At 61.6% G+C, this 21,829-nt stretch carries 24 protein-coding genes and 3 pseudogenes; 10 read left to right on the forward strand and 17 right to left on the reverse strand.

The features are described from left to right. Nucleotides 1-62: 62 nt before the first annotated feature. The 5 genes from ETW23_RS07920 to ETW23_RS07940 are packed head-to-tail and all read right to left on the reverse strand — an operon-like array spanning nt 63 to nt 3,037. Nucleotides 63-431 carry a DUF1353 domain-containing protein gene (locus ETW23_RS07920; protein ID WP_134829674.1) on the reverse strand — a complete coding sequence of 123 codons (369 nt, stop codon included), beginning with the start codon at nt 429-431 and terminating at the stop codon, nt 63-65. Next, complete coding sequence (locus tag ETW23_RS07925; protein WP_134829675.1) at nt 428-1,408, reverse strand: phage late control D family protein; 981 nt, start codon at nt 1,406-1,408, stop codon at nt 428-430. Before ETW23_RS07925 ends, ETW23_RS07920 begins: the two co-directional genes overlap by 4 nt. 3 nt (nt 1,409-1,411) lie before the next feature. Further along, entirely contained in the window at nt 1,412-1,615 is a 204-nt protein-coding gene (locus tag ETW23_RS07930) for a tail protein X (RefSeq protein WP_134829676.1), read from the reverse strand. Next, nucleotides 1,575-2,042, reverse strand: coding sequence for a phage tail protein (locus ETW23_RS07935; RefSeq protein WP_254695174.1), 468 nt, complete (start codon nt 2,040-2,042; stop codon nt 1,575-1,577). The genes ETW23_RS07930 and ETW23_RS07935 overlap by 41 nt, the downstream gene beginning before the upstream one ends. Continuing rightward, nucleotides 2,042-3,037, reverse strand: a complete 996-nt coding sequence (locus ETW23_RS07940) for a hypothetical protein (protein WP_134829678.1) — start codon at nt 3,035-3,037, stop codon at nt 2,042-2,044. Before ETW23_RS07940 ends, ETW23_RS07935 begins: the two co-directional genes overlap by 1 nt. An 85-nt stretch (nt 3,038-3,122) precedes the next feature. Between ETW23_RS07940 and ETW23_RS07945 the strand changes: the two genes are divergently transcribed. Continuing rightward, nucleotides 3,123-3,872: a helix-turn-helix transcriptional regulator gene (locus ETW23_RS07945; protein WP_237457126.1), complete on the forward strand. Its 750-nt coding sequence runs from the start codon at nt 3,123-3,125 to the stop codon at nt 3,870-3,872. On the opposite strand, the gene ETW23_RS07950 is transcribed toward ETW23_RS07945, so the two are convergent. From ETW23_RS07950 to ETW23_RS26565, 7 genes and pseudogenes are all read right to left on the reverse strand, one after another. Continuing rightward, nucleotides 3,849-4,535 carry a hypothetical protein gene (locus tag ETW23_RS07950; RefSeq protein ID WP_134829679.1) on the reverse strand — a complete coding sequence of 229 codons (687 nt, stop codon included), beginning with the start codon at nt 4,533-4,535 and terminating at the stop codon, nt 3,849-3,851. The two genes, ETW23_RS07945 and ETW23_RS07950, sit on opposite strands and share 24 nt — an antisense overlap. Before the next feature lie 240 nt (nt 4,536-4,775). Further along, nucleotides 4,776-5,240, reverse strand: coding sequence for a preQ(1) synthase (queF, locus tag ETW23_RS07955; protein WP_134829680.1), 465 nt, complete (start codon nt 5,238-5,240; stop codon nt 4,776-4,778). A gap of 16 nt (nt 5,241-5,256) precedes the next feature. Then, nucleotides 5,257-5,966: pseudogene (queE, locus tag ETW23_RS07960) on the reverse strand (7-carboxy-7-deazaguanine synthase QueE). Continuing rightward, complete coding sequence (gene queD / locus ETW23_RS07965; protein WP_134829681.1) at nt 5,963-6,316, reverse strand: 6-carboxytetrahydropterin synthase QueD; 354 nt, start codon at nt 6,314-6,316, stop codon at nt 5,963-5,965. Before queD ends, queE begins: the two are co-directional and overlap by 4 nt. Continuing rightward, nucleotides 6,316-7,017 (reverse strand): 7-cyano-7-deazaguanine synthase QueC, encoded by a 702-nt coding sequence (gene queC, locus ETW23_RS07970; protein WP_134829682.1) that lies wholly within the window; start codon nt 7,015-7,017, stop codon nt 6,316-6,318. The genes queD and queC overlap by 1 nt, the downstream gene beginning before the upstream one ends. Before the next feature lie 175 nt (nt 7,018-7,192). Next, entirely contained in the window at nt 7,193-7,684 is a 492-nt protein-coding gene (locus ETW23_RS26560) for a LysR substrate-binding domain-containing protein (RefSeq protein ID WP_302658186.1), read from the reverse strand. A gap of 5 nt (nt 7,685-7,689) precedes the next feature. Then, a complete protein-coding gene (locus ETW23_RS26565) occupies nt 7,690-8,082 on the reverse strand; it encodes a LysR family transcriptional regulator (RefSeq protein WP_302658188.1) in 393 nt (130 codons plus the stop codon). A 113-nt stretch (nt 8,083-8,195) separates the two neighbouring features. Between ETW23_RS26565 and ETW23_RS07980 the strand changes: the two genes are divergently transcribed. The 3 genes from ETW23_RS07980 (at nt 8,196) to ETW23_RS07990 (ending at nt 10,779) form a co-directional block, all read left to right on the forward strand. Continuing rightward, nucleotides 8,196-8,954 (forward strand): class II aldolase and adducin N-terminal domain-containing protein, encoded by a 759-nt coding sequence (locus tag ETW23_RS07980; protein WP_134829683.1) that lies wholly within the window; start codon nt 8,196-8,198, stop codon nt 8,952-8,954. Between the two features lie 106 nt (nt 8,955-9,060). After that, nucleotides 9,061-10,434, forward strand: coding sequence for a fatty acid desaturase (locus ETW23_RS07985; protein ID WP_134829684.1), 1,374 nt, complete (start codon nt 9,061-9,063; stop codon nt 10,432-10,434). A 156-nt stretch (nt 10,435-10,590) separates the two neighbouring features. Continuing rightward, nucleotides 10,591-10,779: a hypothetical protein gene (locus ETW23_RS07990; RefSeq protein ID WP_134829685.1), complete on the forward strand. Its 189-nt coding sequence runs from the start codon at nt 10,591-10,593 to the stop codon at nt 10,777-10,779. Here ETW23_RS07990 and ETW23_RS07995 read toward each other — a convergent pair. Next, the gene (locus ETW23_RS07995; RefSeq protein WP_167738101.1) at nt 10,776-11,576 is read right to left on the reverse strand and encodes an alpha/beta fold hydrolase; all 801 of its coding nucleotides are present in this window, start codon (nt 11,574-11,576) and stop codon (nt 10,776-10,778) included. The genes ETW23_RS07990 and ETW23_RS07995 overlap by 4 nt on opposite strands. A gap of 61 nt (nt 11,577-11,637) precedes the next feature. On the opposite strand from ETW23_RS07995, the gene ETW23_RS08000 reads away from it, so the two are divergent. From ETW23_RS08000 to ETW23_RS08015, 4 genes and pseudogenes are all read left to right on the forward strand, one after another. Then, a complete protein-coding gene (locus ETW23_RS08000) occupies nt 11,638-12,003 on the forward strand; it encodes a hypothetical protein (protein WP_129370556.1) in 366 nt (121 codons plus the stop codon). A gap of 66 nt (nt 12,004-12,069) precedes the next feature. Next, nucleotides 12,070-12,665 (forward strand): annotated as a pseudogene (locus ETW23_RS08005) (TetR/AcrR family transcriptional regulator). A gap of 91 nt (nt 12,666-12,756) precedes the next feature. Then, entirely contained in the window at nt 12,757-13,434 is a 678-nt protein-coding gene (locus tag ETW23_RS08010) for a PspA/IM30 family protein (protein ID WP_164982720.1), read from the forward strand. A gap of 71 nt (nt 13,435-13,505) precedes the next feature. Then, nucleotides 13,506-13,793, forward strand: a complete 288-nt coding sequence (locus ETW23_RS08015) for a hypothetical protein (protein ID WP_129370559.1) — start codon at nt 13,506-13,508, stop codon at nt 13,791-13,793. Nucleotides 13,794-13,859: 66 nt separating this feature from the next. Here the strand turns inward: ETW23_RS08015 and ETW23_RS08020 are convergent, their stop codons facing one another. Together ETW23_RS08020 and glyA are read right to left on the reverse strand one after the other, a co-directional pair. Beyond that, nucleotides 13,860-14,570, reverse strand: coding sequence for a class I SAM-dependent methyltransferase (locus tag ETW23_RS08020; RefSeq protein ID WP_134829687.1), 711 nt, complete (start codon nt 14,568-14,570; stop codon nt 13,860-13,862). A 121-nt stretch (nt 14,571-14,691) separates the two neighbouring features. Then, nucleotides 14,692-15,987: a serine hydroxymethyltransferase gene (gene glyA / locus ETW23_RS08025; protein ID WP_134829688.1), complete on the reverse strand. Its 1,296-nt coding sequence runs from the start codon at nt 15,985-15,987 to the stop codon at nt 14,692-14,694. A 169-nt stretch (nt 15,988-16,156) separates the two neighbouring features. Here glyA and ETW23_RS08030 point away from each other — a divergent pair, with 169 nt between their 5' ends. Beyond that, complete coding sequence (locus ETW23_RS08030) at nt 16,157-16,918, forward strand: NAD kinase (RefSeq protein ID WP_129370562.1); 762 nt, start codon at nt 16,157-16,159, stop codon at nt 16,916-16,918. A 457-nt stretch (nt 16,919-17,375) separates the two neighbouring features. Here the strand turns inward: ETW23_RS08030 and ETW23_RS08035 are convergent. Next, a pseudogene (locus tag ETW23_RS08035) lies at nt 17,376-18,820 on the reverse strand (amidase family protein). 600 nt (nt 18,821-19,420) lie between these two features. Between ETW23_RS08035 and prpE the strand changes: the two are divergent. Next, on the forward strand, nt 19,421-21,310 hold the full coding sequence (prpE, locus tag ETW23_RS08040) for a propionate-CoA ligase PrpE (RefSeq protein ID WP_134829689.1): 1,890 nt from the start codon (nt 19,421-19,423) through the stop codon (nt 21,308-21,310). A gap of 95 nt (nt 21,311-21,405) precedes the next feature. On the opposite strand, the gene ETW23_RS08045 is transcribed toward prpE, so the two are convergent. Beyond that, complete coding sequence (locus ETW23_RS08045; protein WP_129370565.1) at nt 21,406-21,807, reverse strand: GFA family protein; 402 nt, start codon at nt 21,805-21,807, stop codon at nt 21,406-21,408. Nucleotides 21,808-21,829 lie beyond the last annotated feature (22 nt).

Genomic DNA, 21,829 nt, shown 5'->3' on the forward strand with positions numbered 1-21,829 from the left:
CACATGCGAGGGGGGCCAGGCGGCCGACGGCAGCTGTGGGCTCAAAATGACAGCCCGCGCCCTTATGTCCGCCGAAACACCCACTTCCAGAACCGCCGCGCCCGCATCCCGGAATAGGCGAGCCAGGTCCGCAGCCCCGGCGCATGGACACTTAAGGCAGCCTCAAACCATTGGCTGTCTGCAAAAGCCCGGCGGAACCCTTCCTCCAGCAGCGTGTCGTGGATCACTGCCGACAGAAGGAAGTAGGGGTCATCAGGCGAAAACACCCAGCGCAGAGGACGGGGAACGGAGCTTTCGAATTCACGCCCGGCCGGGATGGTCAGCACCCAGCCGCTTTCCTTCTTTCCGATGTCCCAAAACAGTGGCCGGGTGGTGATGTAATCGCGGCTGCCGCCTTTCCTGGCCCAGCTTGTGTCTGGCAGTTTGCTCATGAATTGGCCTTTTCATTATCGCGTTCGGCTTGGAAACTTGTCGTCAATGTGCCCGCCAGGGTGTGGGTGACGCTAGTAATCAGCCATTCGCCTTCCAGCTCGGGTTTGATGCCGGTCAGGTTGACCTTGGCTTCGGCCATCAAGTCACCCCAGAACCCTCCCAGGCGGATGCTGATGGTGCCGCTGGCCCGGCCGCTGCGTTCCAGGGCGGCGTCGGCCGCGCGCTGTGCTTCGTCCTGGGACGGGTAGCGGTGGCGCAGCTTCAGCTTCGGGTCTTTGTCTCCGGCCTTGCAGGTCTGCACCTTGGCGGCGCCCAGGTCGGTCCACTCAACAATGACGCAGCCGTATTTGCCGCGTCCGTTGATCTGCCAGTCACCGGAGGCAATCTGGCTGCGGTGAACGTCAAAGACGGGCAAGTCGGCACCATCAGCGCCTTTGTTCTCGCCGCGCTTGGCGAAGACCAGGGCACCGCCAGCGGGTTTTGCGACGGCGTCCAGGTCCTGGGCCAGGCGGGTGAGGAAGTTCAAATCGCTTTCGCTGGTCTGGGCAAGGTAAGCGTAATGGTGGGCCTTCAGGCTGTCGCTGATGACGGCTTTCAACCCGTGTTCCTTGGCGATTTTTTCCACCAGATCCGCCACGGTCACCTTGTGCCAGGAGCGGGTTTTCTTTGCGCGGATGCCGCCGAGCATGTCGGCGGCCTTGGCCCCGATCGTCATGGTGTCCGGGGCCAGCTCGCCGCTGATTTCATCGACGGTGAATTGCCCGATCTCAACCAGATCGCCGGTGAAGCCCAGGGCAATTTCCAGCTTGGCGCCGGTCGCGGGCAGGGCGACCGCATAGTCGCGGTCGTCCACCTGGATTTCAGCGCGGTCGGACTTGCTGCCCGCCTCATCCACCACGGTCAGGCCAATAAGCCGGTCGGCAAAATTGCCGGTGACGTCGGCGCCGTCAGCGATGATCCGGAAGGCAACTTTCATGGCTCAGCCCCAAAGCCGCACAGGCTTGCGGACGGTTGCGGGCTGCGCTGCGGGCAGGGTGATTTCCAGCCCCTTGGGGAGAATGGGGCCGTGCGCGGCCAGGCCGGGATTGGCCTCATAGACGGCCACGGCCATGTCTTCGCGGCCGTAGTGGTCCTTGCTGATCTCATCGACCATATCGCCTTCGCTGGTGCGGTAGGTGGCCATCACAGCCCCCGAAGAAGGAGGACAGAACACCATTGTCCTGGCCGTAGGATTTCAAGTTCATGGTGAACTCAATCTTGCGGGGGGCGCCGTCGGCCAGAAAGAGGCTTTTGCGCTCTTCCACGCGGGTGATCGTCCAGCGGTCCCAGACCCAGCCCAGCCCGTCCACCATCATCATCGGCAAGCCGGTTTTGGCCTGCAGCCGCATCAGTTCAACCTGCCTTAAACCGCCCTTGAAATGGGGGTAAATCACCCCTTCAAGGGTGAGGTCTTCAGCATCCGGACCGGTGTACTGCAGGGCCGGGGCGCGGCCGATCCGGTCCACCCTCTGCCAGCGGTAGCCGGCGGTGCGGGAAAACTGCTGATAGGAGCCGCCCGCCATGCCAAAGCGGAACACCCCCAGCGCCATCATGACCAATCCTAGCTGCATCAGTAATCCACTCCGTCATGCAGATCCGCGCGCCGGTCGCTGTCTCTGCGTTTGAGCTGCCGCATGACTTCCCGTGCGATTGCCTCGCTGTCCTGGCCCGGCTGCGGGTAGACATTGATAGTGAACACATCGCCTTCGCGGGTCACCTGCGGGGCCGGGGCCTGGGCGGTCAGAGCCGGGCGCGGGTCAACACGCTGCTGAATTTCCGCCTTGCCGGGCAGGGCGGCTGCGGGCGCCGCCAGGGCGGTGGCCGCAGCGGCTGCCTTCATTGCCTGCCGGGGCAGGATGCCGGCCAGTTTGCCCGGTGTTCTGAGTAGTTGAGCCTGTCCAGGCAATCGGGGTGCAGCGGCTGCCTTCAGAGCCTGGCTGATCCGGGTGATGTTCCGGGTGCTGATTGCCGTGTTCTGAACGCTGGCGGCTTGGCGGATGGTGCGCGCGACAGGTTTGGCAGCGGCGGTGGCAGTTCTTGCTGCTCTAAGGGCACGCGCTGGCAGAATATTGCCCGGCACTTTCGGGACAAACACCTCCGGTTCCCGCCGCTCCCCGATCAGATAGGACAGACCGGGCAGCACCGGCCCGCCGCTGTCCCGGTTGCCCTGCACGCGCGGGGCGACTGAGCCGGAAAGCGGGTGCGCCCGAGCGGCGGGGCCCGGTGCGGCGGGGTCATCGCCGCCGCTGGCCCAGTTCTGCAGGTCAGTCAACCATTGCGGTTTCAAGTCCTTCAGCTTGTTGGTGATAAAGGTGACCAGCTGGTCCACAATGGAAGCCATGCCGTCCCAGAGCGATTTCATGAAGGTGACGCCGGTTGCAAACAGGCTGAACTCTTTGAACTTGGCGATGATCTGGTCGGGCACGCCCAGCAGTTCCATCACATAGGCCACCAGGCCGATGGCGCCCTCGACATCTGAGGATGGTGCGCCAACTCTGACCCTTTCGCCTGTTTCCAGCGGCCGCCAGGAATGGTTTTCTGCGACCCGCTGGGTCATCCAGGGCATGTGCCGGTTTTCCAGGCCGCCGCCGAAATCAACGCGGGCACTGGATTGCCGTGCCGGTTGTTTTATGCAAGATGTTTCGTTAAATATGAAAGATCTTACGCATATGGCGCTTATTCACAAAAAAATCTCCGCGCTTTTGACGGATATGAACCTGTCCAACCGGCAGGCGGCGCTGAAATGTGGGATCCCCTATGGCACTTTCAATAGCGCGCTGAAGAACGAGCGTGAGATCGGCTGGAGCATGCTGGATGCGCTGGCGCGCGGGCTGGGGGTGTCGTTTCACTATTTCTCGTCGGACACTGCTGGTCTCGAGCTGCTGCCGGACCGCCGGGCGGAGGAGGCTGGACGCAAGGCATTTGAAATTCTCAATGCTCAGTTGCAATCGGCTGCCCGCTCCCGCCAGTACCGCGGCTGCGACGTGTCGCTGCAGGACTTCCTGGACTGGTGGTTTGCCAACAGCGGCCGCCTGGAAGGCTTTGACCAGCTGCAGCATCAGGTGGATTTGTTCAACCCGCCGGATGCGGAGAAGAACCGCATTCAGCCGATCAAGTCAGGTCCGGCCAGTCTGGCCTCGATTTGCTTTGAGGTGGCAAGCAGCGAGCAGCTGCGGAACACCCTGAACGGGTTCAGCGACAGGCTCAATTCTGATCTTGTACTGGCGCACAGCGAGGCGATCAGCCGCGGCGAGCCGGTGATCACCCATCCGTCGATCGACGTGAACCTGCTGAACGGGCGCCGCTTTACCCGGCAGTACCGGCGGGTTCTGGCACCGGTATATTTACCGGACGGCAAGCTGATGGTGGCCAACTTCTCACAGGATATCAAATTTGGCTAAATCGCTTTGCAGCATGTGTTCCATTTCCAGCCGGGATGCGCCGACAAACCACTCGGTGCTGCTGCGCACTTCCGGTTCCGGATCGCGCCATTTCTGCGCCCGCGGAATTGCCCGGCTGAAGCCGTAGACCAGGTCCAGCCGGGCCTGCATGTGGCGGTCGGGGATGAAGGCGTAGATCCAGTCCACATCCCATTTCTGGATCGCCAGGATTTGAAAGATCCGCATAAAAGGCTCTAGCCGTTCCGCCCGTTTGCCGCGATGGCCGGGCAGAAAGTTCAGCTCTCCGATATAGGCCAGGCGGCCGCTGACCTCTCGCGCCAGCGGTTCTGCGACGCTTTCAACGCCGCCGCCTGCATCGTTGGGAAACTGATGCCGCGAGGTGCGCAGCAGAAACTCAGCCAGGGTTTCGCGGCCCAGATCCTGCAGCATGGAGGCCGCACCGCCGACATAGGTGTCGCCCTCCTTCAGGAACAGCCAAAAGGCCGAGTTCCGGGTGTGGTCGGCCCGTTCGATGGCAAAACCCGGCATCTGGAACCGGCGGCCGGTTTCGGCGGCGGCCTCGGGCACTTTCTCAAAATCCGTGAACATTTCGACCTGAAGGCCGGCCTGCGAAAGCGCGTTCAAATATCCCGAAAGCGTTTTGCCCAAATCCAGAAAGTTCATAAAGGTCCCCCGTCACAAAAATTATGTATCCGGATAGCCCGGATCGTCTCCTGACGCCGCCTCAGAGTGCAGGTTCACTAAAATCTTAACTACTTTTGCGGTAAATTGTTTGAAATTCAAACCGAACTCTCCGCCACGTGCATTCCGGTGGCCGCGAATGGGTATCGCTTGTTTTGAATAACAAAAAGCCCGGCAACTGCGCTGCCGGGCTGAACTGTGTCAAAGGTGCTTTGGGTTGTGTCAGCCGCGGCCGCGGTAGGGGGGCACGCCTTGGTCGGGGATCCAGACGCCCTCAGGCTTCGGGCCGGTTTGCCAGAACACATCAATCGGAATGCCGCCGCGCGGATACCAGTAGCCGCCGATGCGCAGCCATTGCGGCTGCAGGAAGTCCGCCAGCCGGCGGGCAATGGAGACCGTGCAATCCTCGTGAAAGGCGCCGTGATTGCGGAAGGAGGTCAGGAAAAGCTTCAGCGATTTGCTTTCCACCAGCCACTCACCGGGTACGTAGTCGATCACCAGATGGGCAAAATCCGGCTGGCCGGTCATCGGGCAAAGGGAGGTGAACTCCGGTGCGGTGAAGCGCACGTTATAGGCCGTGTCGGACTGCGGGTTCTGCACCCGCTCCAGTTCTGCCTGTTCCGGGCTGGCCGGCACCACGGTATCGCCGCCCAGCTGTTTCAGATTGCTGTAGATGCTGTCAGACATGTCAGGGTTCCTATGTTCAGACGCCGCGTTTGTTGCCCCAGACCAGCACATGCAGCTGGGGCAGGACGCGGGGGTGAACCAGCGGTCGCCGGTCACTTTTTCAATCAGCCACAACAGCCGGTCTGTGGCTTGGTTCAGATCGACCGGCAGCGAGGGGTCAACTTCCGGATTGCCGGGCTGCAGATACAATGGCAGTCCGGGATGGCGCTCCGCGGCGGCCTTGGCCCAGGCGTAATCCTTGTCGTCAAAGATCACGATCTTCATTACCGTCTGGCCGCAGCCCTTGGCGGCTTCAAGACATTGGTCAAAGGCTTTCCAATCCACCCTTTCACCGCTGGACGGCGGCTTGGGGCTGAGCACCAAAGTGTCAAGATCACCAAACCAAGGCTTGCTGACGGACCCTTGGGTTTCGCAGGCAAAGCGGTAGCCTTCGGTCTTGCCGTATGCGATCACCGGGGCGAAGTCCTGGATCGCCGGATTGCCGCCAGAGATCGACACCGTCAATGGCTTGCCGCCGGACAGGCGGCGCACTTCGCCCATGACTTCCTCTGGCGTCATCACCGCCCAGTCGTGGCGGTTGGCGCTGTCCACCGCATGCATGCTGTCGCACCAGGAACAGCGGTAATCACAGCCGCCGGCGCGCACAAACACTGTGGGCTCCCCGATCAAAGCGCCTTCGCCTTGGATGGTGGGGCCGAAGATTTCGGCAATGCGCAGGGATGTCATGGCCGGTACTCCGCCCAGGTCTTGGGGGTCTCCGAGACTTTCACCGCAGCAACCTCAGGCCAGCGCGCATGGCACCAGTCATAGAAATGCTTGGCCATGTTTTCAGCCGTTGAATGCCCCTCCAGCACGTCGTTCAGATGCCGGTGGTCAAAGGTCCCGTCGATGTATTCTTTCAGCGGTTTCAGCTCATGATAGTCGCGCACAAAGCCATCCGCGTTCAGCTCCTTGGCCGCCAGTTCCACCACCACCACGTAGTTGTGCCCATGCAGCCGGGCGCATTGGTGGTCAGTCGGCAGATGGGTCAGCTGATGCGAGGCGGAGAAATGGAACTCCTTGGTGATCCGGAACATCAGGCACCGTCCTTGGCGGCAATCGCCTGCTGCCAGAAATCGGGGTCGGCGTAATCCGTCGGATCCTCGGCACCGGCCAGATGAAATGCCTCGCGCCGTTCCACGCAGGTACCGCAGCGCCCGCAGTGCTTATCGCCGCCCTTGTAGCAGGACCATGTATCGGCAAACGGTGTGTTGTGCTTGGCGCCGGCGGTGACAATGTCGGCCTTGGAGCGGTGCACAAACGGGGTGTAAAGCCGCACGTCGGCATAGCCATCCAACGCCGCCCGCTGCATCGCGTCAAAGGCCTCGGTGAAAGCCGGGCGGCAGTCCGGATAGATGAAGTGATCGCCGCCATGCACCGCCGTGGCCACGGCCTCATCGCCATTGGCGGCAGCGATGCCATAGGCGATGGTCAGCATGATGGCGTTGCGGTTCGGCACCACGGTAACCTTCATGGAGTCTTCTTCGTAATGGCCGTCCGGCACGTCGATATCATCGGTCAGGGCCGAGCCGGAAAGGGCTGCGCCGATACTGCGCATGTCGATGATGTCATGCGGCACGCCAAGCCGCACAGCGGCGGCGGCGGCATAGTCGAGCTCCTTCTTGTGGCGCTGGCCGTAATCAAAGGAGACAAGACGGGTCAGCTGATGTTCATCAGCAACCATATGGGCAAGCGAAACGGAATCCAGCCCGCCCGAGCAGATAACGATAGTCTTCATTTTTGTACCCTTGTTTTGGTGACCGGGTAGGCTGCGACCGGTGCGGCGCATATAGCTGTGCATGGCTTAACGCGCAAGAGGCGGGCGGATAGCGCACTTTTTGCAGGTGATGTTGGAGATTTTTGAAAATGTCTTTCGCGCCCTCCCAAGGTCAGGCGCGGGCCTCATGTTGGCGCTATACAGGAGGCAGTTCACCCTCCAGCCACTCCAGAAACGCCCGCGTCGCCGGAGTGCTGGCATGGCTGGGGGGCGGCATCAGGAAATAGTTCTCCAGCAATTCCGCTGAATGCCCGCTGGGTTTGACCAATTGGCCGCTTTCCAGCAGCCCGCCGGCCAGCGTGTCGTGCGACATGGAGATACCGGCGCCATTCACCGCCGCTGTCATGGCGATCACGTAGGTGGAGGCCAGATTGATCTCGTGATTGCGTTCAAACATGCGCCCTTGCGACTTGAACCACGCCCCCCAAGAGCCTGTCACACCGCCGCAATCCAGCAGGGTCCCGGTTTCGAAATCAACTTTTCCGTCCTGATAACCCGGCGCGCAGACAGGGTAGAACCGGTCCCGCGTCAGCCGGACGGCGGCGGCGGACATGTCGGCAGGACGGCCAAAACGGATCTCGGTGCCTGCATTGGCGGCATGACGTTCGGGATCCCAGATCGGGGTCACGATGTTCAGTACCAGCCAGGGGAACTTTTCGTACAGACGGGGCAGGCGGGGGACAGCCAGAACACCGAAAAGGCCATATTGCACTGCAAAACCAGATGCCGCCCCTGGTCGCCGCCGGTAAAGGCCTGGGTGCCCGCGGCAATCAGATCAAAGGCCTCGCGCACGATGGGCGTGTAATTGGCGCCGGCTTCGGATAGTTCCAGCGCGCGGGTTTTGCGGATGAACAGCTCGCGGCCCAGAAAGGTCTCCAGGCTGCGCACATGCTGGCTGATCGCCGATTGCGTCAGGTTCAGCTCGCCTGCGGCGCGGGTGAAGGACAGATGCCGCGCGCTGGCCTCGAATGCGCGCAGCCAAGTGAGCGGGGGCAGCGAAGAAGAGGGTGAGACAGGAGAAGACACGGACGCACGACCTATGCATTAATTAAATTAATGCATTAGCGCTGAATCAATCATTTGTCAGCCGGCAATTCTGCTGGCACCACTTGTGCATCAACACTATCGGAGGCGTCAGAATGAACAAGCAAGCGGATCTCAGCCCGAACCTCACCCATTGGCAGGAGCGCGTCGATATGGCTGCTGCGTTCCGCTGGACGGCCAAGCTGGACATGCATGAGGCGGTGGCCAACCACTTCAGCCTGGCGGTGAGCGAGGACGGCAGCCAGTTCCTGATGAACCCCAATCAGGTGCATTTTGCCCGGGTCAAAGCCTCGGATCTGTTGCTGCTGGATGCCAATGACCCCAAGACGATGGACCGCCCCGATGCGCCGGACCCGACCGCCTGGGGGCTGCACGGCTCGATCCACCGCCTGTGTCCCCATGCGCGCTGCGTGATGCATGTGCATTCGATCCACGCCACTGTGCTGGCTTGCCTGGCCGACAGCACCCTGCCGCCGATCGACCAGAACACAGCGACCTTCTACAACCGCTATGTGATAGACAACGGCTTTGGCGGCTTGGCGTTTGACGACGAGGGCGCGCGCTGCGCGTCGATGCTGACCGACCCCAAGGTCAAGACCATGATCATGGGCAACCACGGGGTGCTGATCATTGGGGACAGTGCCGCGGACACTTTCAACCGGCTCTATTATTTCGAGCGTGCCGCCGAGACCTATATCCGGGCGCTGCAGACCGGCCAGAAACTGCGGGTGCTGAGCGATGAAGTCGCCGAAAAGACCGCGCAGGAGCTGGAGGATTACCCCGATCAGGCCGAACGCCACCTGGCCGAGCTGAAAGCGATCCTCGACGACGAAGGCGCCAATTACGCGAGCTGAGCAGGCACTCCGGGAAGGGTGCGGATGCCACGGGCAGTTTAGCGGACTGCCCGGAGGGTTACTGCACCCGTCAGACACATCACTTCAGCCGTCCAGAAGGTTACAGATGCCTGATTATATCCCCACAAATGCCGCGTCTTCCGGGGTGAAGCTTGACAAGAAAACGCTGAAATCCATCGCTGCCCGTAGCGATAAGCCCGGCCTGATCTATATCGCTCAATGGGTTGCTTTTCTGGCGGCCACCGGCGCGCTGGTCTGGGCCGCGCTCGGCACGCTCTGGGTCTGGCCCGCGATGCTGCTGCACGGCATCTTCCTGACCGTGCCGGCCTATTCCTTCAGCCATGAAACCGCGCACGGCACCGCCTTCCGCAGCCGCTGGCTGAACGAGGCAGTGCTGTGGGTCACCTCGTTCCTCTACATGGAGGAGCCGCTGCACCGCCGCTACACCCACACCAACCACCACACCCATACCTGGTGGGTGGGCAAAGACAGCCAGATGCCGTTCGACACGCCGATGGGCTTTGGCGGCTGGCTGGCCGAGATCAGCGGCTTTGCCCTGCTGCGCTTCCACATACAGGTGTTCGTGTATCTGGCAGCGGGCCGCTACACCGACACGATGAAGATGGTCACGCCCGAAGGCGGGTTTGCCAAGATGACCCGCAACGCGCGCATTATGCTGATGATCTATGCGCTGATCGCCGCAGCGCCGTTTTTTGGCATCTGGTGGGTGGTCTGGTTCCTGGTGATCCCGCGCATCCTGGGGGCTCCCGTCATGCTGCTGTTCACCCTGATCCAGCACGTGGAGCTGCAGGAGAATTCGCCATCGATACTGGAGAGCACCCGGTCGTTCCGCAGCAACCGGTTGGCTGAATTCCTCTATATGAAGATGAACAACCACGTCGAACATCATCTGTATCCGCAGGTGCCGTTCCACGCGCTGCCCAAACTGGCCGAGGCGTTGCAGGATCAGCTGCCGCAGCCGGATCCGGGCTTCTGCAAGACCAACCTTGAGGTGATGTCGGTGGTGCTGCGCCGCTCACTGGGCCGCCAGACCAAGGCCGCCAGCATCCGCCAGGCGCCGCATATGATCACCGGGGCGGCCCGGTGGAACGTGTCGCGCAGCGGACAATGTGAGTTAGGCCGGAAAATACCAATCAGGAGCCACAGCATGAGCCAATGGATAGACGCCTGCGCCACCGATGACATCGACGAGGAAGACCTGATCTCCTGGCAGCACGGCGGCAAATCATACGCGATCTACAACACCAAAAAGGGGTTCTTCGCCTCGGATCTGATCTGCACCCATGAAGAGCAGAGCCTGGAGGACGGGCTGGTGATTGATTGCGTCATCGAATGCCCGCTGCATGGCGGACGGTTTGATATCTGCACCGGCAAGGCGCTGTCGGCGCCGGTGCATAAAGATCTTAATACCTATCCTGTCAGGGTCGAGGGCGGCCGGGTGTTTGTGGAAACCGGCTGACAGCTTCCTCCCCGGAGTGTCAGCTGCTGGCGGCCCTTCGGGCCGCTTTTCCCCTCTTCTTTCACTGGCTTGCCATCTGATCCTGATCAAGGCGGGAGCACTCGCGAATCCCTATGCCTGATCTCAAAGAGACACGACAGGCTTAGGAGAGACCTCATGTTGCGCCTTGCATCCGTTCTATATTCGCTGATTGGTTCCAGCCTGGCAGGCGTCGGCGTCATCGCGGTTCTGGTCGCAGGGCTGGTGTCGACCCAGGCCATTCTGGCCTCGGCGGCCATTGGTGCGCTTGCCGGGTTGCCGGTGGCCTGGCTAGTGGCCAAACAGCTTTATGCCCGCGGCGCCTAGGCGTTCAGGAACACCCGCGCGGCGGCTTCGAATTCGCGCGGCTTTTCGGCGTGCAGCCAATGGCCCGCACCGGGCAGTTTGGCAAAGCGGGCGGCGGGAAAGCGCGCACGGATCTCGTCGCGGTGTTCGGGCAGGACATAGTCCGATTCAGCCCCGGACAGGAACAGCGCAGGCCCCTCCCACGCGGCATCCGTGTCAGGGAAGGACATGATGTCCGGCATCTGATTCGCCAGCGTGTCCAGGTTCAGCTTCCAGCGCTTGTTCGGAATATCCAGCGATTGGGTGAAAAAGCTTTGCAGCGCAGGTTCCACCCCTGCCTCGGCCAGTTGCGCCGCGGCCTCCGGGCGGCGCGCAACTGTTTCCAGGTCCACTGTGCGCATGGCGTGGATGTATTGAATCTGGGTATGGCCATAGGCAACCGGCGCGATGTCGGCAACCACCAGGCGGCGTACCGCCTCAGGGTGGTTAAGAGCCAGCGTCATTGCCGCCTTGCCGCCCATTGAATGTCCGATCACATCCATCCGGCCGCCATGCGCGGCAATCACTTCGGCCAGGTCTTCGGCCAGTTCAGGATAGCTGTGGCTTTCGGTCCGCGGGCTGTCGCCGTGGTTGCGCATGTCCGCCGCAACCACCAGCCGCTCATCCGACAGGCGTTTGGCAATAACACCCCAGTTCCGGGCCGAGCCGTAAAGACCGTGGGCAATCAGCAGCGGGGTTTTGTTTGTGGCAGTGCCATGTGTGATCGTGTTCAGCATAAGCTTTAGATACCCGCGCAGGCAAAGGCTTGCCACCCCCATTGAGACAGACGCAGGCGCAGGTTAGGGTGGCGGTGAACAGCAGCTGAGGGAGAGTGCCGGAATGGCCGCCAGCCTGGACCAGGATATCGAGGACATCCGTACGTTGCTGAAGGAGCGCGAACAGGCCTCCGGCGATCTGGCCGCGGCATTGAAGCGGGCGCGCCGCCGCCTGCCGCGCCGGGTCTATAAACAGGGCATGAAGCTCGCCGATGCGCTGCCGATGCTGGAACACCCCAAGCTGCGGCCGACTGTTGACGAAAAACCGCTGCGCGGCGCCGCACGCGAAGTGAAGGCGCATTTGCAGAAAATCGACCTGGCCGACCGGCGCAAGGGCTTTTGGCTGGGGGTGCTGGGCAGTGCGGCGTTTTCCCTTCTGGTGGTGCTGATCCTGCTGGTCGTTGTGTTGCGCTGGCGCGGTCTGATCTGATTTCCCGCTTTACCCCGCCGCTGCCTTCGGTATTTTGAACGTGGTTCAAGATGAGGGCAGGGTGCCATGGCAGGCAAAGTAGAAGCGCGCAAGGCGGCGCTGCGGGAAAAACTGGTGGAAGCGGCAGAGATCCGCATTGCCCGTGACGGGGCAGGGGCGTTGCGCGCCCGTGATCTGGCGCAGGATGCGGGCTGTGCGCTGGGGGCGATCTACAACGCATTCGACGATTTGAACGCCATCATCATGGCGGTGAACGGCCGCACCTTCCGCAGGCTTGGGGCCGCTGTCAGGGCATCGGTGGAACACGCCGGCGCGGAGCCGCCCGCCAGCCGCCTGATCCTGATGAGCAACGCCTACCTGCACTTTGCCATCGCGAACACCAACCTGTGGCGGGCGCTGTTTGATTTGCAGATGACAGCAGAGGGGCCGGTGCCCGGCTGGTATCTGGAGGCGCTGGAAGGGCTCTTTGCCAATATCGCCCGGCCAGTGGGGGAGCTGTTCCCGGGATGGGCGCAGAGGAGACCGGCCTGATGGTGCGGGCGCTGTTTTCTTCTGTTCATGGCATTGTGCTGCTGGGGCTGGAGCGGCGTATTTCGGGGGTTCCGCCCCATCAGATCGAAACGATGATTGCCCAGGTGCTCAATCAAATCGGCAGTAAATGAATTTTTGAACACCGTTCAAAATAGTCATTGAACAACGTTCAGGATTGTGCGATCACTCTTCCCGTGAACGATGTTCAAGATGGAGGAAGAGATGTTCGCCACTCTGAAGACCCTGATCACCGGTGCCAATGCCCGGGCCGAGGAACAGCTGCGGGAGACCTATTCGATCGAGCTGATCACCCAGAAGATCCGTGAGGCCGAAGGCAATCTGAAGGCGGCCAAGCTGACCTTGGCCAGCCTGATCCAACGCCAGCGCGCTGAGTTGCGCCAGATCGAGACCCTGCAAACCCGTGTGCACGACCTGATGGCCCGGGCCGGCGAAGCGCTGGAAGGCGGGCGCGAGGACCTGGCGCAAAGCGCAGCCCAGGCAGTAGCCGAGATGGAGAACGAGCTGACAGTCCGCCGCCAGACCCTGGACCGGCTGGACACAAGGATCTTGCAGTTGCGTCAGTCGGTGGAAACCGCCAGCCGCCGCATCACCGATCTGAAACAGGGCGCCATTGCTGCCCGTGCTACCCGGCGCGAACAGGACATCCAGCGCCGCCTGCGCCGCCACACCGGCGGTGACAGCCCGGCTGAGGAGGCCGAGGCGCTGATCAGCGAAGTCCTGCAGCGCGATGACCCGTTTGAGCAGGGCGAGATCCTGCGTGAAATCGACGGCGAGCTGAACAGCAGCTCCATCGCCGATGATCTGGCGGACGCCGGTTTCGGCCCCCGCAGCCGCAGCACCGCCGCCGATGTGCTGAACCGGCTGAAAGCCAAAGACTGACCGGGCACAGTCCAGGCACCTCCCGGGCCGCCGGGCAACCTCAAGAAATTTTTGAATACTGGAGCAAAGATATGTTTACCGACAGCACTGACAACAAACTGATTATCCTGCTGAACGTCGCCGGCGTCGCCATCGCCTATGCGATGCTGGGGGTGTCGCTGTGGCTTTCCACCGAAGTACCGCTTGCCACCAAAGGCTATTGGGGCATGGGCGTGCTCTTGCTGACGCTCAGCTTGATCAACGTGGTGAAGTACCGGTTCGATCATCGCTCCAGCGAAGACCGCATTCGCAAGATCGAAGATGCCCGCAACGAAAAACTGCTGGAAGACGCGCTGCTTGACGCGAAACAGGATCTTTGATCCTCATTAAGTGAGACCGGCCCGGCGCCCGCCATTTATTGGCGGGCGTTTGCCGTGCCGCCGTATTCAGCCAGCCGGCTTTTGCCACTCCATCAGGTAGAGATAGGGAGCCCGGTTGTAGCTGTCCGCCCGCTCGCCGCCCGTCGCCATGGGTTCGTCAAAATGGGTCAGCTGCAGCCCTGCGTTCAGCAATGCCTGCATGTAGAACGCCTGCGGCCGGTGCCAGTTCTTTATCCGCATCCCATTCCATTCGCCCCAATGGTGGTGTTCTTCGAAATAGCGGTCGATGCACATATTCGCCGCGCCGTCCTGATCACGTGTCCAGCCTCCGCCTTTGGATTGCGAGGCTGTGATCCAGCTGTTGAGGTTGGCAATCAGCAGATGACCTCCCGGCGCCAGCACCCGCGTCATCTCGGCGATTGCACGTTTCGTGTCTGGAATGTCGATCAGTGTCAAATAGCTGACTACGATGTCGAAACTGGCGTCTGCAAATGGCAGAGCTTCTGCAGTACCTTTTACAAACCTCTGATCAGACAGGGCTTCCGCATGCCTGAGGAGGGCATCTGTCGGATCCAACCCGGTTACGTTTCCTGCGAAGGGCGCGAGCATCCGGCAAAACCGGCCCTCGCCGCACCCCACGTCGAGAATGCGCGGGCTTGGCCGGAGACGCACACGGTTCAGCATCGGGTGATCCAGAACATGTTGCCGGCTGAAGTCGCCGCTTACCCCCATCAGTGTGATCCAAGCGTAAGCAGAGGCCTGCCATCCATTGTCCATCACAGGCTCTCCCATACTGCATACGCGAAAGGGGAGTAGTGGTGGCTGACAGACGTGCCGTCAATAAGAAACGCCGCGGTATTTGAGCCGCGGCGTTTGGTTTTTTATGTTCTTCAGTCTCTTACAGGTTCGGGTACAGCGGGAATCTGGCGCAGAGATCCGCGACCTTGGCGCGCACCGCCGCTTCCACATCCGCATTGCCGTCTTCACCGTTGGCGGCCAGCCCGTCGATCACCTCGATGATCAGATCGGCGATCTGGCGGAACTCTGCCTCGCCGAAGCCGCGGGTGGTGCCGGCCGGGGTCCCGAGGCGCAGGCCCGAGGTCACGGTGGGCTTTTCCGGGTCGAACGGGATGCCGTTCTTGTTGGTGGTGATATGGGCCCGCCCCAGCGCCTTGTCGGCGATGTTGCCGGTCACGCCTTTGGGACGCAGATCGACCAGCATCACATGGGTATCGGTACCGCCGGTGACGATGTCCAGCCCGCCCTGGATCAGCTGGTCCGCCAGGGCCGCCGCGTTGGCCTTCACCTGCTTCTGGTAGGTCTTGAACTCAGGCTTCAGCGCCTCGCCAAAGGCCGCCGCCTTGCCTGCGATCACATGCATCAGCGGGCCGCCCTGGATGCCGGGGAAAATCGCCGAGTTCACTTTCTTGGCAATCGCCTCGTCATTGGTCACGATCATGCCGCCGCGCGGGCCGCGCAGGGTCTTGTGGGTGGTGGTGGTGGCCACATGCGCATGCGGGAACGGCGAGGGGTGCTCACCGGCCGCGATCAGACCCGCGATATGGGCCATGTCGACCATGAAATAGGCGCCGACGCTGTCGGCGATTTCACGGAATTTTGCAAAGTCGATCTGGCGCGGGATGGCGGAGCCGCCGGCGATGATCAGCTTGGGCTGGTGCTCGGTGGCCAGCGCCTGGATCTGGTCGTAGTCGATCAGGTTGTCGCTTTCGCGCACGCCGTAATGCACCGCGTTGAACCACTTGCCCGACTGGTTCGGGCGCGCACCGTGGGTCAGGTGGCCGCCGGAGGCCAGATCCATGCCCAGGATGGTGTCGCCGGGCTGGATCAGCGCCTGGAACACGCCCTGGTTCGCCTGGCTGCCGGAGTTCGGCTGCACATTGGCAAAGTCGCAGCCGAACAGCGCCTTGGCGCGGTCGATGGCCAGATTTTCAGCCACGTCCACATACTGGCAGCCGCCGTAATACCGGCGCCCCGGATAGCCTTCGGCGTATTTGTTGGTCAGTACAGAGCCTTGCGCTTCCATCACCGCCGCCGAGACGATGTTCTCGGAGGCAATCAGCTCGATCTCGTCGCGCTGGCGGCCCAGCTCGGCGGTGATCGACGCATAAAGCTCAGGGTCGCGCTCGGAGAGGGTTTGGGTGAAAAAGCCGGGGTCACGGGTCGCTTCAGTCATGGTGGCTCCGTTGGAGTAAGGATCAGAACTGAGGGATTTCCTATCGGAAACTTCCTTGCGCAGGAAGCCTGTAAAGCGACATTTCCCTGCGACAGAACGGCAACTATGGTCTTTGCCGGAAAGCTGTGATTGTTTCGGAACCAGATGCCTAACACCGGAAACAGATTTCATGAGTTTGAGAATCGCCTTTCTGGCCAGTGAGGCCGAAATTGCGCAACAGGCCCTGGGCACTCTGCGTAACAGATACGGGCATGTGCCGCCCGCCGAAGCCGGTATTGTTGTGGCTCTGGGCGGTGACGGTTTCATGCTGCGCACATTGCTTGCGATGGTGGATCATCCGGCGCCGGTTTACGGGATGAACCGCGGCACCGTTGGCTTTCTGATGAATGAGTACCGTGAAGACGGGCTGATCGAGCGGCTTGAAGAAGCGGTGCAGGAAATCATCAATCCGCTGTCGATGACCGCAATGGACCGCCGCGGCGCGGTGCATAAGGCGCTGGCCATCAACGAAGTGTCTCTGCTGCGGGCGGGGCCGCAGGCGGCACGGCTCAGAGTATCCGTGGACGGGCGCGTGCGGATGGACGAACTGGTCTGCGATGGCGCCTTGGTCTCCACCCCTGCGGGCTCCACGGCCTATAATTATTCTGCCCATGGCCCGATCCTGCCGATCGGGGCGGATGTGCTGGCGCTGACGGCGATTGCCGCTTTCCGGCCGCGGCGCTGGCGCGGAGCGCTTTTGCCCAGCAACGCAATGGTGCGCTTTGATGTGCTGGAGGCCGGTAAACGCCCGGTGATGGCTGACGCGGATTCGAATTCGGTGGCCGATATTGATTGGGTTGAGATCCGCACTGATCCGCAAATACGCCATAAAATCCTGTTCGATCCGGGTCATGGCCTGGAAGAAAGGCTTATATCCGAGCAGTTTACGTAACCGTTTAACGAAGAGTTCACGGATTTGTGAACATCCCGGTAACGATTATATGCGATGGTTTACCCACAGGCGGACGTGGGTGGTAATTGCCCAAGGGCAGAATGCCATAGAGCCGTACCGGCGTGTTTTGTACGTTCCTGTTTATTTAGTTACCTGCCGGTCATGCCTACGAAACCTGCGCCAGAACGCCAGGTTCGCTGAATGCGGCGAGGCGACCGCTGTTTGTAGTGAGTGATCTCGGTATGGAAGTTCCCCGGGGGCGGTTCAGTCCGTTCCCCGGGACCATTCGCAAAACGAGCGTGAACAGGCAAGACGGGCGTGAACAGGCTGTGTGAGAATAGGCTGTACGTGAAGATGCATACACCCGCCATTGCGCCCATCCGGACTATTTCTGGGCGATCTCCAATTTGAACCTTTGGGACCCGCTGATGCTGCCGTTTGCCGGCTGACTGTGAAATCAGGCGCTTCCGCCCGCCTGTATCTGGTCCCACAGCGGCAGGCACATGCGGCCTGCGCGGGCTTCAATCGCGGCGCAGGCGTCCACTGCCAGATCCTCGCGCCAGCGGCGGGCGGCGATCTGCACATTGATCGGCTGCGGCCCCTTGGGCAGCTGCGCCAGCCGGGCGGGGACCGAGGCGGCAGGCAGGCCGAGGAAGTTCATCGCATAGGAATAAACTGCGCAGCCGAGCACCTCATGCACGCCTTCGGCGCCTTCGGTGTCGCGGTCCGGCTTGAAAAAGGGCTGCGGCAGGAACGGCGACAAGACCAGCGGGTACTCTTCCATGAACAGGGACCATTGCCGCGCGTAATGGGTGCGCGCGGCCATCATTCTCAGCAGCTCATCGCCGGCAAAGGGCGGGAACTCCTGGAAATAGACGGCAAAGATGTCGCGCACGGTCTGGGAGCCTGCCGCGTCCACGTCATCCTTCATTAGCGCATGGACCTCGCCCATCAGTGCGCGGTAACCGTTGCGCCCGGCCTCGAACACATTGGGCGGTTCCGCTTCCTCCACCAAATAGCCTGCGTCGGTCAGCGCCGAGCGGGCAAAATCCAGCGCGGCCTCGACTTCGGGGTGCAGATCATAGCCATGGGTGTTCTTGGTGAATGCGACCTTGACCGGGCCGCTCACCGCTTTGCCAAACCACGGTACCGGCACATGGAAGGGGTCGCGCGGGTCTGCGGCAATCAAGGAGGGCATTGACAGATGCAGGTCTTCTGCCGAGCGCGCAATCAGCCCTTGCACTGACATCAGCTGCGCCAGCAGCCCGCGTTCGGCGGATTGGCTGGGGTTCCAGGCCGGCACCCGGCCCAGGCCAGGCTTCACTGTTACCGCGCCATTGGCGGCTGCCGGAAAGCGCAAGGATCCGCCTATGTCATTGCCATGCGCCAGTGCGCCGATCCCGGCCATCACCGCAGCCCCTGCGCCGCCGGAGGAGCCGCCCGGCGAGATATGCCGCCCCAAGGGTTAAAAGTGCGGCCATGCAGCGGGTTGTCGGTATCGGCCCGGAAGGAAAACTCCGGCGTATTTGTCCGCCCGATCACCACCGCCCCGGCCTTTTGCAGGTTTTCCACCACCGGGGCGTCTGCAGGTGCGATCAAATCCTTCAGCGCCGGGACGCCGTTGGAGGTGGCATGGCCCTTTTGATCCACGTTGATCTTGATGGTGACCGGCACGCCATGCAGCGGGCCGGGAACAGCACCGCCTGCGCGTTCCGTGTCGAGCGCGCGGGCGCGCTCCAGTGCCTCGGCGCTCAGGTCTTCAACCACGGCATTCAGCGCCGGGTTCACCGCGTTCATCCGGTCAATGGAGGCTTGCACGGCATCTTCGGCGCTCAGATCTCCGGTGCGGGTCCGTTTTGTCAGTTCCGTTGCACTCAGGCGCCATAGATCCGGTTTTGTCATGCTCAAGCCTCCCTGGCCGCAGCCTAGGAGGGCAGGGCTGAGTTGCAAGGGAAACCGGGCGGAAAAGGGCCGGAATTCTGCAAGAACTCCACCGAGGTTCAGGACCTGTCAGGTTTGTCTGTCAGCGTGACAGATCGCCATGAGCGCGCGATGGCACGTCTGGAAATTGTTTCCCCAAGCCCATGGCGGGCGGCGCGACAGGATAAGCGCAGTTGAAAGCGGCAAAGCCGGATCGAAATCATGCTTGGCGGAATGCAGGAACAGCGGTGCACGGCGAGGCGGCGCGGCAGATGCCAGAAGGCCGTTTCTGTGTCATGGGTCTTGCCGCAGGGGGTGATTCCCTGATTGCAGCCGCCATATCCGGGGGAAAAGTTTGCAGATTTGCAATTCTGGCGGGGCTTTCCTGAATATTCTCCGGCAAAGACCTGTTTGCAAAGTGGTTTGGATGCAAACCGCAAACCATGTGTAAATTTTGTGAATTCAGGCTGTCTGCCTGTTCGGAACCTGTAAATTTATTGACCAACCTTGCGTGCAGGGGCAGCAAAACTTGCCCGTTTGCCGCTTTCTCGCCTAGGCAAAGAGCAGGAGGAGACGATCACTATGGGATATCAGGATATTTATGCCGGCTGGAAACAGGACCCGGAACGGTTTTGGATGGAGGCCGCACAGGCGATCAACTGGGATGAAGCCCCGAAACAGGCGCTGTTAGATAAGGGCGATGGCCTTTATGAATGGTTTTCCGATGCCAAGGTGAACACCTGCTACAACGCCGTTGACCGCCATGTGGAACAGGGCCGCGGCGAACAGACCGCGATCATCTATGACAGCCCGGTCACCCATACCAAGCGTGAAATCTCCTATGTCGAGCTGCGCAACCGGGTCGCCACTCTGGCCGGTGCGCTGCGTGCGAAAGGCATCGAAAAGGGCGACCGGGTCATCATCTATATGCCGATGATCCCAGAAGCGCTGGAGGCGATGCTGGCCTGCGCCCGCATCGGGGCTGTGCATTCGGTGGTGTTCGGCGGCTTTGCCTCCAACGAGCTGGCGGTGCGGATCGACGATGCCAAGCCCAAGGCGATCATCGCCGCGTCCTGCGGGATCGAGCCGGGCCGCACCGTGCATTACAAACCGCTGCTGGATGGCGCCATCGACCTGTCTGAGCACAAGCCGGAATTCTGCGTGATCTTCCAGCGCGAACAGGAAGTGGCGGATCTGATCCCGGGCCGCGACGTGAACTGGCACGGGTTCCAATACGGTGTGGAACCCGCCGAATGCGTGCCAGTCGAAGGCAACCACCCCTCCTATATCCTCTACACCTCCGGCACCACCGGCCAGCCCAAAGGCGTGATCCGTCATACCGCGGGCCAGCTGGTGGCGCTGAACTGGACGATGAAAAACATCTACAACGTCGATCCGGGCGATGTGTTCTGGGCGGCGTCGGATGTGGGCTGGGTCGTTGGGCACAGCTACATATGCTATGCGCCGCTCATTCACGGTAACACAACAATTGTGTTTGAGGGCAAGCCGGTCGGCACACCGGATGCGGGCACATTCTGGCGGGTGATTTCCGAGCATAAAGTCAAAAGCTTCTTCACCGCCCCTACCGCCTTTCGCGCAGTGAAGCGGGAGGATCCCAAGGGCGAATTCGTCAAGAAATACGATCTGAGCTGCCTGCAGCAGGTTTACCTGGCCGGCGAGCGCGCCGACCCCGACACCATTACCTGGGCGCAGGATCAGCTGAAGGTGCCGGTGGTGGACCATTGGTGGCAGACCGAAACCGGCTGGTCGATTGCCGCCAACCCGCTGGGGATCGAAGAACTGCCGACCAAGCTTGGCTCGCCTGCGGTGCCGATGCCCGGCTATGAGGTGGACATTCTGGACGAAGGCGGCAACCCGGTGGCGCCGGGCGAACTGGGCGCAATTGCGGTCAAGCTGCCGCTGCCGCCGGGAACCTTGCCGACGCTGTGGAACGCCGAAGAGCGGTTCAAGAAAAGCTATCTCACTACATTTCCCGGCTATTACGAGACCGGCGATGCCGGCATGAAGGACGAGGACGGCTATCTCTATATCATGGCGCGCACTGATGATGTGATCAACGTGGCGGGGCATCGTCTCTCGACCGGCGGCATGGAGGAAGTGCTGGCGGGCCACCCGGATGTTGCCGAATGCGCCGTGATCGGCGTGGCGGACAGCCTTAAGGGGCAGATGCCGGTTGGCTTCCTCTGCCTGAACTCAGGCGCCGGCCGCGATCATGGCGAGGTGGCGGCCGAGGTCGTCAAACTGGTGCGCGAGAAGATCGGCCCGGTTGCCGCCTTCAAACTGGCGGTGGTGGTGGACCGGCTGCCCAAGACCCGCTCCGGCAAGATCCTGCGCGGCACCATGGTGAACATTGCGGATGGCACGCCGTGGAAGATGCCGGCGACCATTGACGATCCGGCTGTCCTGGATGAAATCAAGGATGCTCTGCAAACAATCGGTTACGCCGGTTAAGCGCAGGGTGGCTCCCTGCATGAAAGCCGCTAGGAAATCCCGCGATCTCCTGGCGGCGCAGGGAACATTGATGTCCGTCCGTCAACCCGGCCTGGCTACCGCGGATCCTGGTCGCTGCTCTGGCCATAGCGGGGCAGCCTGTCTTTCAGCTCCAGCCAGCTTACATGTTCGGAGTGGAAGACATGAAACCTGGGGGGCATATCCCCAGGACATTCCAAAGTCGCCGTGTACATGTGGATATTCACCGCATCCCGTGCGGTGCGATAGGCCATCTGGGTGCCGCAGGCGCCGCAGAACAGCCGCTCGACACCGTCAGAGGAATTGTAGATCTGCGGCTCTGCACCGGACCACGCGACTGCCGTATGCGGCAGTCCGAAAAATGCGGTGACAGGTGCCGCGCAGTTGCGGCGGCAATCGGCGCAGTGGCAGTAGCAGCTCCAGGCCGCCTCGGCCTGGCTCTCCCAATGCACGGCGCCGCAGTGGCAATGCCCTCTCATGGCTGGTCCCTCACTGTTGGCT

Source organism: Leisingera sp. NJS201, from assembly GCF_004535885.1.
GTDB lineage: Bacteria > Pseudomonadota > Alphaproteobacteria > Rhodobacterales > Rhodobacteraceae > Leisingera.

Bases quoted from the DNA above. Each gene is read 5' to 3' on its own strand.
- ETW23_RS07920 (WP_134829674.1), bottom strand. From the start codon at position 431: ATGAGCAAACTGCCAGACACAAGCTGGGCCAGGAAAGGCGGCAGCCGC.
- ETW23_RS07925 (WP_134829675.1), bottom strand. From the start codon at position 1,408: ATGAAAGTTGCCTTCCGGATCATCGCTGACGGCGCCGACGTCACCGGC.
- ETW23_RS07930 (WP_134829676.1), bottom strand. From the start codon at position 1,615: ATGGCCACCTACCGCACCAGCGAAGGCGATATGGTCGATGAGATCAGC.
- ETW23_RS07935 (WP_254695174.1), bottom strand. From the start codon at position 2,042: ATGCAGCTAGGATTGGTCATGATGGCGCTGGGGGTGTTCCGCTTTGGC.
- ETW23_RS07940 (WP_134829678.1), bottom strand. From the start codon at position 3,037: ATGCCCTGGATGACCCAGCGGGTCGCAGAAAACCATTCCTGGCGGCCG.
- ETW23_RS07945 (WP_237457126.1), top strand. From the start codon at position 3,123: ATGAAAGATCTTACGCATATGGCGCTTATTCACAAAAAAATCTCCGCG.
- ETW23_RS07950 (WP_134829679.1), bottom strand. From the start codon at position 4,535: ATGAACTTTCTGGATTTGGGCAAAACGCTTTCGGGATATTTGAACGCG.
- queF (WP_134829680.1), bottom strand. From the start codon at position 5,240: ATGTCTGACAGCATCTACAGCAATCTGAAACAGCTGGGCGGCGATACC.
- queD (WP_134829681.1), bottom strand. From the start codon at position 6,316: ATGTTCCGGATCACCAAGGAGTTCCATTTCTCCGCCTCGCATCAGCTG.
- queC (WP_134829682.1), bottom strand. From the start codon at position 7,017: ATGAAGACTATCGTTATCTGCTCGGGCGGGCTGGATTCCGTTTCGCTT.
- ETW23_RS07980 (WP_134829683.1), top strand. From the start codon at position 8,196: ATGAACAAGCAAGCGGATCTCAGCCCGAACCTCACCCATTGGCAGGAG.
- ETW23_RS07985 (WP_134829684.1), top strand. From the start codon at position 9,061: ATGCCTGATTATATCCCCACAAATGCCGCGTCTTCCGGGGTGAAGCTT.
- ETW23_RS07990 (WP_134829685.1), top strand. From the start codon at position 10,591: ATGTTGCGCCTTGCATCCGTTCTATATTCGCTGATTGGTTCCAGCCTG.
- ETW23_RS07995 (WP_167738101.1), bottom strand. From the start codon at position 11,576: ATGGGGGTGGCAAGCCTTTGCCTGCGCGGGTATCTAAAGCTTATGCTG.
- ETW23_RS08000 (WP_129370556.1), top strand. From the start codon at position 11,638: ATGGCCGCCAGCCTGGACCAGGATATCGAGGACATCCGTACGTTGCTG.
- ETW23_RS08010 (WP_164982720.1), top strand. From the start codon at position 12,757: ATGTTCGCCACTCTGAAGACCCTGATCACCGGTGCCAATGCCCGGGCC.
- ETW23_RS08015 (WP_129370559.1), top strand. From the start codon at position 13,506: ATGTTTACCGACAGCACTGACAACAAACTGATTATCCTGCTGAACGTC.
- ETW23_RS08020 (WP_134829687.1), bottom strand. From the start codon at position 14,570: ATGGACAATGGATGGCAGGCCTCTGCTTACGCTTGGATCACACTGATG.
- glyA (WP_134829688.1), bottom strand. From the start codon at position 15,987: ATGACTGAAGCGACCCGTGACCCCGGCTTTTTCACCCAAACCCTCTCC.
- ETW23_RS08030 (WP_129370562.1), top strand. From the start codon at position 16,157: ATGAGTTTGAGAATCGCCTTTCTGGCCAGTGAGGCCGAAATTGCGCAA.
- prpE (WP_134829689.1), top strand. From the start codon at position 19,421: ATGGGATATCAGGATATTTATGCCGGCTGGAAACAGGACCCGGAACGG.
- ETW23_RS08045 (WP_129370565.1), bottom strand. From the start codon at position 21,807: ATGAGAGGGCATTGCCACTGCGGCGCCGTGCATTGGGAGAGCCAGGCC.